Here is a 9,914-nt window from a genome sequence, read left to right on the forward strand (position 1 = left end):
CGACGTCGTCGGGCCGGACCACGGTGGGTCGGGTGCCGTCCGGGGAGGCGGGTGCCGAGACCACCGCGAGACGAGCGGTGCCGATCCCCGTGACGTCGAGCCGGTGCGCGGCGGGCACGCGGAGCGCCGACGCCGAGCCGTCGAAGACGTCGGACCGCCCGCCGAGCTCGGTGCGGGTGCCGTCGGCGTGCTCGACGACGACGGCGCCGCGCTGCACCACCACGACGTGCTGCCGGTCGTCGGACCCGACGGCGAGCCGTCCGCCGTCGGTGAGGTCCTCGATCGCGATGCGCACGGGGCTGCCCGGCATCATGCCTCCTCGGTGGTGGTGCGTCGGTGGTCGGCGGCGCCGCGGGCGAGCGCCAGGTCGAGGACGGGGCGCAGCACGGCGGCGCTCGCGACGAGCTCCGCGTGGCTCTGCGCGGGGAACAGCCCGCCCGGCACCAGCGTCCGGACGGCCTCGTCCCGGACGAGTGCGGCCGTGATCGCCCCGTCGTCGGGACCGGCGGACCGGACCGGCGCCGGGCCGGTCGTGCGGGCGAGCCAGTACCCGGCCGCCCACAGCGACCAGAGGGCCTGCGGCGGGACGAGGGCCATGGCGGCGTGCACGGCCGCGGTCGGGAGGCGTCCCAGGTCGGTGTGGTAGCCGTCGAGCATGTCCTGCAGGTCGAGACCGAACAGGTCGGGGCACGTCTCGACGTACGCCTTGTGCCACTCCGCGGCGGCCGTTCCCGGGGGGTGCTGCACACCGGCGGGCGTCGTCCGGCTGTACGCCCACAGCCGTGCCTCGCGCAGGAACGCGACCCGGTCGTACCTACCGACGGTGTCGTCGTCCGCGAACCACCGGGCCGGCAGCCGCTCGACGAAGCAGACGGCGGCGCGACGCCCCTGCTGGTCGTTGCCGACCGCGCTGCGCACGGGCAGGTGCTCCACGAGGTTGGGCACGGACAGCAGCAGCTCCTCCTCCTGGGCGACGAAGAACTCCCGCAGCACGTTGTCGTCCGGCTCGAGCGGGTCGTCCCAGGCGGACGCGGACGCCACGAACAGCTCCACGAGCCGCCGCGGCATCACCATCGCCTGGCACGGCGTGTACTGGGGGACCGCCGCGGCGGTCCGGCGCCCCTCGAGCGCGGCCAGCCGGACGACCGTCCCGTTGCGGCTGCCCCAGTCGGTGAACAGGGACACGGCGCGGTCGGGGTGGAGGCGCACGAGCGCTTCGACGTGCGCCGTGAACTCGGAGGCGAGGACGACGTCGTCCTGGAGCACGACGTGGTGCGTGGCGTCGGGCGGCATCGCGGCCCACGCCATCGTGGCCGTCCGCAGCGTCGCCGGGACGCCCCAGGGCTCGGGGTCGAGGACGAGGGTGCTCTCCTGAGGGAGGAGCTGCTCGCGCACCGCCTGGGCGAGGCGGCTACGGGTGGGGTGTGCCATGACGGCGTAGGAGATCTTCACGGGCGTCCTCGCAGGTGGGCGACGGCGTCGGTGCCGGAGATGTCGACCGTCGCGCCTCGACGGCTGGACCGGGTGATGGCCTCACCCACGGTGACCGCGACGGCGGCGTGCGCGACGTTGCCGGCGCCGGGGTCCCACGGGTCGAAGTGGTGGCGGAGCATCCGGGCGTCGGCGCCGCCGTGGCGGCCGGGCGCGACGGGGATGCGGAGCGTGGACGGCGCCTGCCCGGTCGTGAGGACCCGGACGACGTGCTCCGACCCGGGTGGCGCCTTGGCGTCCCACTCGACCTCGACGCGTCCCCCTGTGCCCTGGACGTGCAGCGAGCACCCCTCTCGGTCTGCGCGTCCCACCAGCGTGTACATCGCCAGGCCCCCGCCCGCGTAGCGGACGACCGCGGCGACCGTGTCGTCGATGTCGGCGTCCGGCGGTGTGCGGTCCGACGTGTAGTGCTCGCGTGACGTCCGCCCCGACACCTCGACGGGGACGTCGTCCATCCACCACGTGAGGAGGTCGAGGTGGTGGCACGCCTTGGTGACCTCCAGACCGCCGGAGCGGGCGCGGGTCCGGTGCCACCGCCGCAGGTACGACTCGCCGTGGCCGGGCAGGAGGTAGTAGGTCATCGCGACCGTCGTGACCCGCCCGACCCGTCCCGAGTCGATGACGTCCTTGACCGCGCGGTGCAGGTCGTGGAACCGCAGGTTGTGCCCGACGACGAGGGCGGCGTCCGAGGCCCGTGAGGCGTGCAGGACGCGCGAGACGTCCGCGGTGCCGATGCCGATCGGCTTCTCGCAGAAGACGTCCGTCCCGTGCCGCAGCGCGGTCTCGACCTGCGCGGCGTGGAGGTCGTCGGGACTCGCCACGATCACGACGTCGGGGCGTGCGTCGCGCAGCAGCGCGTCGAGGTCCACCGCCTGCTGCACCGCGTCGGGTCGTCCCGCGGCGTCGAGGAACCTCGCACGTGCCGCGCGGTCGGGGTCGAGCACGCCGACGAGCTCCACCCTGCCGTCGGCGGCGGCGACGAGCGGCAGGTACGTGGTCGTGGCGCGGTGCCCGAGGCCGACCAGCGCCACCCGCGACGGGCGGAGGTCAGACAACGCGCTCACCGCCCTCGACGACGCCCGCGACGCTCAGGTCGGGGCGCAGCAGCACGAAGGTCGCCGGCCCGCCCACGACGACGTCGCCCGTGCCGGGCGGCAGGCCCACCGCGCGGGCCGGCGTCGTCGTCGCCATGCGGACCGCGTCGACGAGGCCGATGCCGGCGACGCGCACGGCGAACCGCAGCACGTCCAGCAGGAAGGACGTGCTCCCGCAGTACGAGCGGCCGTCGGCCGACCACGCGACGCCGTCGCGCACCGTCGCCGTCCCTCCGGCCAGGTCGAACGAGGCGCCGTCGTGCAGGCCCGCGCCCGGCGAGGCGTCCGAGACGAGGCACAGCCGGTCCGGGCCGAGGCAGCGGTAGGCGATGCGCGCGAGCACGGCCGTCAGGTGCCGTCCGTCCATGATCGCCTCGGCCGTGAACGCGTCGGACGCGAGCACCGCCTCCAGCAGCCCTGGCCGGCGGACCGGGCCGTCCTGCTCGAGCCGGGAGTGACCGCTCCACAGGTGCGCCACGTGGGTCAGCCCCGCCGCCGCCGCGGCGTCGAGGTCCGCGGGCGTGGCAGCCGTATGCCCCGCGGACGCGGTGACCCCGGCCCTGACGCAGGAGGCGAGCAGCGCGTCGGCGCCCGGCAGCTCCGGCGCGAACGTGACGACGCGGACGCCGTCGAGGTCGTCCACGGGCGGCGGCAGCGGGACCGGCACACGGGACCGGACGAGGCCGGCGGCGTGGGCTCCACGGAACGGGGGCGCGACGAACGGCCCTTCCAGGTGCAGGCCGGCGATGCCCGGCGCCCCGGCGGCGACGAGCCGGCGCCCCGTCGCGAGGGCCGCCGCCATGGCGTCGGGAGTCGCGGTCGCGAGCGTCGGCAGGAGCGTCGTCGTCCCGTGCCGCAGGTGCGCGCGACGGACGGCCCGCCAGGTCTCCGGACGCGGGGAGCCGAAGGACCGGCCCTCGGCACCGTGGCAGTGCACGTCGACCAGACCGGGGAGCACCAGCACGTCCGGGGCGTCGGAGGACGCCGCGACGTCGACGATGCGGCCGTCGACGTACGCCACGACGGCGTCGCGAACCCCGGACCCGGTGACGACCCGTCCGCGAACCGTGCCGGTCCCGGTCATGCGCGTCGCGCCACCCTGTCGAAGATCTCGGCGTACCGCGTCGCCTGCAGGGCGACGTCGTAGTCGGCCGCGCGCTCGCGCGACCGTGCGGCGAGCGCCTGGCGGAGGGCAGGGTCGTCCGCGACCTCCCGGAGCCGTCTGCCCAGCTCCGCGGCGTCGTCGGCCGCGAAGTAGACCGCGGCGTCCCCGGCGACCTCCCGGTGCGGCGGGATGTCCGACAGGACGAGTGCGAGACCGCACGCCATGGCCTCGAGCACGGAGATCGGCATGCCCTCGAACCTGCTGGCCGACACGAAGACGTGCCCCGACGACACGAGGGGGACCACCTGGTCGCGTCGCCACACCGCGCCGTACCAGTCCACGGAGCGGGCGACGCCCAGGCGGCGGGCTGCGCCGTGCAGGCCGATCAGCTCCGGGCCGTCGCCGATCATCCGCAGCCGGAGGTCGGACCGCTCACCGAGCGCGGCCGCGAAGCCGTCCAGCAGGGTCGCGTGGTTCTTGTGGGGGTAGAGGCTGGCCAGCGAGACGACCGCGAGCTCGGTGGACCCGGGCTGCGGGGCGCCCGCGAGGCGCCCGATCCGCTCGATCTCGACACCGTTGGGCACCACCACGACCTTCGACGGGTCCATGCCGACCTCGTCGACGCAGAAGCGCCGGACCGCCTCGGAGACGGCGATCACGGAGTGCACCGACGTCGACCAGAACCGGTCCGCCCGGTTGACGAGCGGCGTCCGCTTGTGGCTGTACACCGAGTGGCAGGTGACCACGGTCGGCCGGTCCCGCAGCACCGCGCGGACCAGGGGGTGGATCCGACCGTCACCGAAGTTGACGTGCACCACCCGACCCGCCGTGAGCCGACGCAGCTCCCGGAGCCGGGCCACGAGCGTCCCCCGCAGCGCGACGACGTCGACCCGCTCGTCGAGCTCCGTGAGCAGGGCGTTGCGCTTGCCGGCGTGCAGGACCACGACGCGGACGTCCGCGCCCCTCGCCACGAGCTCGTTCGCCAGCGAGGTGACCACGCGCTCGAGACCGCCGACGGTGAAGTAGCGGACGACCACGGTGACGGCCGGCGCGGTGCCGCTCATCGCACGACCTCGTCCAGGACCTGCGGGTACCGGCGCGCACCGCCCAGCAGGTGCGGGACGTCGGGTGCCAGCGGGTGGGCCAGCGCCTCGCCGACGAGGTCGTCCAGCGCACCGTCGAGCACCTGCTGGAGGCCCGCGGTCCGGACCAGCCCGCGTCGGCCGAGCAGCCCGACGTGGATGGACTGCTCGGACTCGCGGAGCTGCCGCGGGACGAGGACCGCGTTCGCGGCGACGCTGAGGACCTCGCTGATCATGTTCGAGCCGGCCGCGCCGACGAAGAGGTCCGCACCCTTCATGGCGGTCGGCAGGTCGTCGTCGTACGTCACCACGGTCGTGCCGTCGAGGTGCGCCGACTCCGCCTGCACCTGCCGCAGCGCGGCGTCCTCGAGGTAGGGGCCGGTCACCACGAGAGCGCGGTCGAACGCGCGTCGGTTCGCCCGCAGGGACTGCACGACGGCCGCCCAGATGTGCCCCGCCCCCTGTCCGCCGCCCATGCTGGCGACCATCACGCGCTCGTCGGGGTGCCAGCCGCGACGCTCGCGTGCCTCGGCCCGCGTGAGCGGCGACGGGTCGGCGAGGTACCCGGTGTAGCGGAGGCGTCCGAGGAGCTCCTGCGGGACGTCGTAGTGCTCCTCCAGCCGGAACACCTCGGGCGGCGCGTGCACGGTGATCCGCTCGTAGGTGCGGGCGATGTGGTCCGCGACCTCGCCGACGAAGTACTCCCGGTTCGTCTTGGCGCGGTCGAACAGGACACCGCGCAACGTGAGCACCGCGGACGTGTACGCGCGCTCCTGGAGCGCCGGCGCGAGCTCCGACTCGGCCCCGCTCGGCAGGTGGTTGACCAGGAGCACGTCCGGTCGGTAGTGCCGGAGGAACACCTGCGCGAGCTCGCCGCGCACGGCGAAGAACTCGTCCTCCGCGAACCCGAGCCGGGAGCGGAACCGCCAGCCCTGCGGGTCGTCGAAGTTCGCGAACGACGGCAGCTTCACCACGTCGACCGCGTCGGGGAGCATGCCGAGGCCGCGGTACGCGCCGGTGAGGCCCGCGAAGCGGACGTCGGGCGAGGCATCGAGCAGCGCCGCGGCGATCTTCGCGGACTCGGCGGTGTGACCGAGGCTCCGGCCGTTGTGCCAGTACATGGCGACGCGCATCACGAGCTCCTCGTCGTTGCTGCCGGGGCCTGGCGCCGACACGCCTCCAGGGCGCGTCCGACCTCGGCGCGGAACGTGCCGAGGTCCCACGCCGGTCGCACCTCGAGGCGCCGCATGGCGAGGGGGTGGGTCGGGTCGGGCCAGCTCCCGCCGTCGGTCACGAAGGCATGCCGGTAGCGCTGCCCGACGACCTCCCGCACCGCCGCGTCCGCCTTGCCGAAGGGGTAGCAGAACGTCGTCGGGCGACGGCCGGTCGCGGCCTCGACGGCCTCGAGGTCGAGGTCGACCTCCGCCTCCAGGTCCCGGCGGTCCAGGGTGGTCAACCGGGGGTGGGTGTACGAGTGGCCGGCGACGTCGTGTCCCGCGGCGAGCCAGTCGCGCACGTCCTGGGCCGACGCGAACTCGCGAGACGCGTGCGGGATGTCCGCCGGCGTGGTCGCGGGGTCGAGGTAGCTGCCGCAGACGGCCATCACGGCGTGCAGCCCGCGTTCGTCGAGCATCTCCCGGACCGTCGTGACGGTGTTGAGGTACCCGTCGTCGAACGTGAGGACGACGCCTTCGGTGACCTCACCAGGGTTGTCGAGCGCCGCGACGGCCCGGTCGACGGTGAGCACGGTGACACCGGACGCACCGAGCCAGTCGAGCTGGCGGCGGAACGCGTCCTGCGGCACCGACATCGGGTGCTCCACCCGGTCGTCGACCAGGTGGTACATGAGCGGGACGAACACGGCGGCCTCAGACGAGCGTCGCGGCCGTGAACCACGGCACGGTGGCGGCGAGGCCGGTCGGCAGGTCGCGCACCGGGCGGTAGCCCAGCACGGTCGAGGCGTGCGTGAGGTCGGCCACCGACGCGACGACGTCGTGGGGGCGCGGCGGGCCGAACACCGGGTCCGGTGCGTCGGTGCCCCCCGCCGCCAGCCGGATCGCGGCGGCCAGCTCGACGAGCGACGTGGGTCGGCCGCACCCGACGTTGACCGCTGCGAAGTCGACGTCGGCCTGCGCCGCACGCAGGTTGGCCTCGACCACGTTGTCGACGTGCGTGAAGTCCCGCACGGACGCGCCGTCGCCGTTGATGTGCACCGGCTCGCCGCGCAGCGTCGCGGACACCCAGCGGGGGATGACCGCCGAGTACGGGCCGGCGGGGTTCTGCCGGCTCCCGAAGACGTTGAAGTAGCGGAGGCACACGGTCGGCACGCCGGTGACCTTGGCGTACGCCGCTGCGTACGCCTCGAGCGCCTGCTTGCTGGCGGCGTACGGGGACAGTGGCCGTCCCGTCGACGTCTCGGTCCGCACGCTGCCGGGCGCGTCGCCGTACACGGAGCTGGAGCTCGCGCAGACGACCCGCGCGACGCCCGCCTGCCGTGCGGCCTCGAGGAGGCGGACCGTGCCGAGGACGTTGACCTGCGTCACGAGGTCCGGCTGGAGGACCGACCGGGGCACCGAGTTGACAGCTGCCTGGTGCAGCACGACGTCGACCCCGTCGATGCCGTCCGCGCAGGCTGCCGGGTCGCGCAGGTCGCCCTCGACGAGCCGGAACCGGCTCCACGCCTCCGGCCCGACCGTCCGCTCGACGTCGGCCAGGTTCTCGTGCGAGCCGGTGGAGAAGTCGTCGAGGCCGGTGACCTGGTGGCCGTCTCCGAGCAGGCGGGCGACGAGGTGAGAGCCGATGAACCCGGCGGCACCGGTGACCAGCCATCCGGTCGGCCCGGGGAGGGTCGACGGGCGGTCGGCGCCTGCCGCTGTGTCCTGTACGCGTGGCACGTCGTCCGACCTCTCTGTCGATCCCCATGACGAGCCCTCCCACGGGCGCACCCGTGGGAGGGCTCCCACATTGGCCCCGGAACGTAGCAACCCCGGAGCATCCGGGCAACTGGCGATGTTTCGGTGGTCATGTGCGCCGTGACTGTCTAGGGTTCCCACCCGTGTCACCTCTGTGGGCGGACGATCTGCGACTGGCGCTCGAGCTGGCGGACCTCGCGGACGCCACGACCCTGCCGGTCTTCGGGGACGAGCGGGCGCGGGCCGCCGAGCTCAAGCGCGACGGCACGCCCGTGACCGCGACGGAGCGGGCGCTCGAGGAGCAGATCCGCGGGCGGCTCGCCGCCGAGCGGCCCGGTGACACCGTGCTCGGCGAGGAGACGGGCGGGGGCGGCGGCGACCGGTGCTGGGTCGTCGACCCGGTCGACGGGACCTCCGGGTTCGTCCGGGGCTCGGCGGTGTGGGCGACGCTGATCGGCCTCCAGGTCGACGGTGCGGTGGTCGTGGGTGTGGTGTCCGCGCCCGCCCTGGGCAGGCGCTGGTACGCGCGGGCGGGAGGCGGCGCGTGGGTGCGCGAGCCCACGGCGGACGGCCGCAAGCACGACCGTCGGATCCACGTGTCCGGCGTCGACCGCGTCGAGGACGCCCACGTGTCGTTCTCCAGCCCGTGGAGCTGGGCGGAGCACGGGCGGTTCCACGGCGTCATCGACCTCGCCCGCCGGGTCCGCCGCACGCGCGGGTACGGCGACTTCTACTCCCACGTGCTCGTCGCCGAGGGGGTCGTCGACATCTCGTGCGAGGCGCACGTCGCGCCCTGGGACGTCGCCGCGCTCCAGGTCGTCGTCGAGGAGGCGGGCGGCAGGTTCACCGACCTCGAGGGCCGGCGTCACCCCGCGGGCCACGACCTGCTCGTGACCAACGGCCGCCTCCACGAGCTCGCGCTCGACGTGCTCGACGGCGAGGAGGACCCCCTGCCGCTGGCGATCCGTCGGTCGACGCCACGTCGCGGGTCACGGACGCCGGCCGGCCCGACGCCCGGGCGTCCCTGAGGTGGTGGCCGTGCCCGCCGTTCCCGAGGACTTCAAGGACGTCTTCGCCCGCCACCCGGCCGGTGTGGCGGTCGTGCTGTGGGGCGACGGCGGCCAGGTCCGTGGCATGACGCTGAGCTCGCTGGCGTCCGTCTCGGCCGACCCGCCCCGTTTCGTGTTCTCCGTCGCCGCACGGAGCACGCGCCTGCCGACGCTCCTCGCCGCACCCGCGTTCTCGATGAACGTCCTCGGCTACGACGACGTGCACCTGGCGCGGAGCCTCGCCGTGCAGGGCCACGACCGGGTGCCGGGCGACCGGGTGGACGCCGTCGTCCCCGGGACGCCCGTCCTGCGCGGGGCGCGGGCGTGGCTCGCGGCACGCGTGGTGACCCGGTTCGACGCGGGGCCCAGCGTGCTCCTGCTCGCCGAGGCGTTCCACGCGCAGACCGCCGACGACGCCGAGCCGCTCGTCTACCTCGACCGCGAGTACCGCGGCGTCCGGTCCGCCGAGCTTCCCGCGCACCCTGGCACGCCGGAGGAGGAACGCCGCAGCGGGCGAGGCGCAGCGTCGCTGTCGTGGCGAGCCGGATCGCGAACCTGACGTCCGACGCCGGGGACGCGCTCGCGCTCGCGACGTTCCGGGCGGCCGCGCTGGGGAGCGACATCGACGAGGACTCGACGCCCGACCAGGTCGATGCCGTGCCAGGCCGATCGGGTCCAGCGCTCATGGGTGGGGGACGGGATGCCGATGCCTTGAGGGCGTCGCCCCGACGACGCCTCGGGCGCCCGCCCGAGGGGAGGAGCCCGACCGTCATGACCGCTGCAGCGCACCGGCACCGCCATCGTGCCGCCCCGGCGCCCCGTGTCCTGCCGTCGTGGTGCCGGGCGCGGACCGCGATGCCGGTGGTCGCGCTCGGTGTCGTCGCCGCCTCGGTGCTGACGAGCGCCGGGGCGAGCCCGCGGGTGCCCGTCGCCACCGCGCAGCCGCCGCAGGACGACAGGGTCGTCGCGCTCGCCGTCCCGGACCCGGACACGGTCACGGCGCCCGCGGACGCGACCTGGACCGCCCCTGACGCCGACGTGGCGTGGCTCGAGCAGGCGATCGAGGCGGAGCTCGCGCGGATCGCGGCCGACCAGGCCGAGGCGGAGCGGCTCGCGGCGGAGGCGGCGGCCGCGGCCGCCGCGCAGGAGGAGGCGGCGCGCCAGACGGCGCGGCGGGAGGC

Annotated in this window: 10 protein-coding genes and 1 pseudogene; 3 read left to right on the forward strand and 8 right to left on the reverse strand. The window is 75.0% G+C overall.

Annotation, left to right across the window (positions count from 1 at the left end; translation table 11 throughout):
• The 8 genes from CBZ_RS13625 to CBZ_RS13660 all read right to left on the reverse strand — a co-directional run.
• On the reverse strand, positions 1-310 hold a 310-nt coding region (locus CBZ_RS13625), incomplete at its 3' end, for a 5-deoxy-glucuronate isomerase (protein WP_165446772.1).
• Positions 310-1,452 (reverse strand): hypothetical protein, encoded by a 1,143-nt coding sequence (locus tag CBZ_RS13630; RefSeq protein WP_130782069.1) that lies wholly within the window; start codon positions 1,450-1,452, stop codon positions 310-312. The genes CBZ_RS13625 and CBZ_RS13630, both read right to left, overlap by 1 nt.
• A complete protein-coding gene (locus CBZ_RS13635; protein ID WP_165446773.1) occupies positions 1,449-2,546 on the reverse strand; it encodes a Gfo/Idh/MocA family protein in 1,098 nt (365 codons plus the stop codon). Before CBZ_RS13635 ends, CBZ_RS13630 begins: the two co-directional genes overlap by 4 nt.
• Positions 2,539-3,669 (reverse strand): N-acetylglucosamine-6-phosphate deacetylase, encoded by a 1,131-nt coding sequence (locus CBZ_RS13640; protein ID WP_130782071.1) that lies wholly within the window; start codon positions 3,667-3,669, stop codon positions 2,539-2,541. Before CBZ_RS13640 ends, CBZ_RS13635 begins: the two co-directional genes overlap by 8 nt.
• Positions 3,666-4,754: a glycosyltransferase family 4 protein gene (locus CBZ_RS13645; protein ID WP_130782072.1), complete on the reverse strand. Its 1,089-nt coding sequence runs from the start codon at positions 4,752-4,754 to the stop codon at positions 3,666-3,668. The genes CBZ_RS13640 and CBZ_RS13645 overlap by 4 nt, the downstream gene beginning before the upstream one ends.
• Positions 4,751-5,905: a glycosyltransferase family protein gene (locus CBZ_RS13650; protein WP_130782073.1), complete on the reverse strand. Its 1,155-nt coding sequence runs from the start codon at positions 5,903-5,905 to the stop codon at positions 4,751-4,753. The genes CBZ_RS13645 and CBZ_RS13650 overlap by 4 nt, the downstream gene beginning before the upstream one ends.
• Positions 5,905-6,633 (reverse strand): polysaccharide deacetylase family protein, encoded by a 729-nt coding sequence (locus CBZ_RS13655; RefSeq protein WP_130782074.1) that lies wholly within the window; start codon positions 6,631-6,633, stop codon positions 5,905-5,907. The genes CBZ_RS13650 and CBZ_RS13655 overlap by 1 nt, the downstream gene beginning before the upstream one ends.
• A gap of 7 nt (positions 6,634-6,640) precedes the next feature.
• A complete protein-coding gene (locus CBZ_RS13660; protein WP_130782075.1) occupies positions 6,641-7,666 on the reverse strand; it encodes an NAD-dependent epimerase/dehydratase family protein in 1,026 nt (341 codons plus the stop codon).
• A 161-nt stretch (positions 7,667-7,827) separates the two neighbouring features.
• On the opposite strand from CBZ_RS13660, the gene CBZ_RS13665 reads away from it, so the two are divergent.
• From CBZ_RS13665 to CBZ_RS20945, 3 genes and pseudogenes are all read left to right on the forward strand, one after another.
• Entirely contained in the window at positions 7,828-8,712 is an 885-nt protein-coding gene (locus CBZ_RS13665; RefSeq protein ID WP_246013377.1) for an inositol monophosphatase family protein, read from the forward strand.
• A gap of 10 nt (positions 8,713-8,722) precedes the next feature.
• Positions 8,723-9,292, forward strand: coding sequence for a flavin reductase family protein (locus tag CBZ_RS13670; protein ID WP_165446774.1), 570 nt, complete (start codon positions 8,723-8,725; stop codon positions 9,290-9,292).
• Positions 9,293-9,504: 212 nt separating this feature from the next.
• Positions 9,505-9,914: pseudogene (locus CBZ_RS20945) on the forward strand (hypothetical protein); the annotation flags it as partial.

It is taken from the genome of Cellulomonas biazotea (assembly GCF_004306155.1).
Lineage (GTDB): Bacteria > Actinomycetota > Actinomycetes > Actinomycetales > Cellulomonadaceae > Cellulomonas > Cellulomonas biazotea.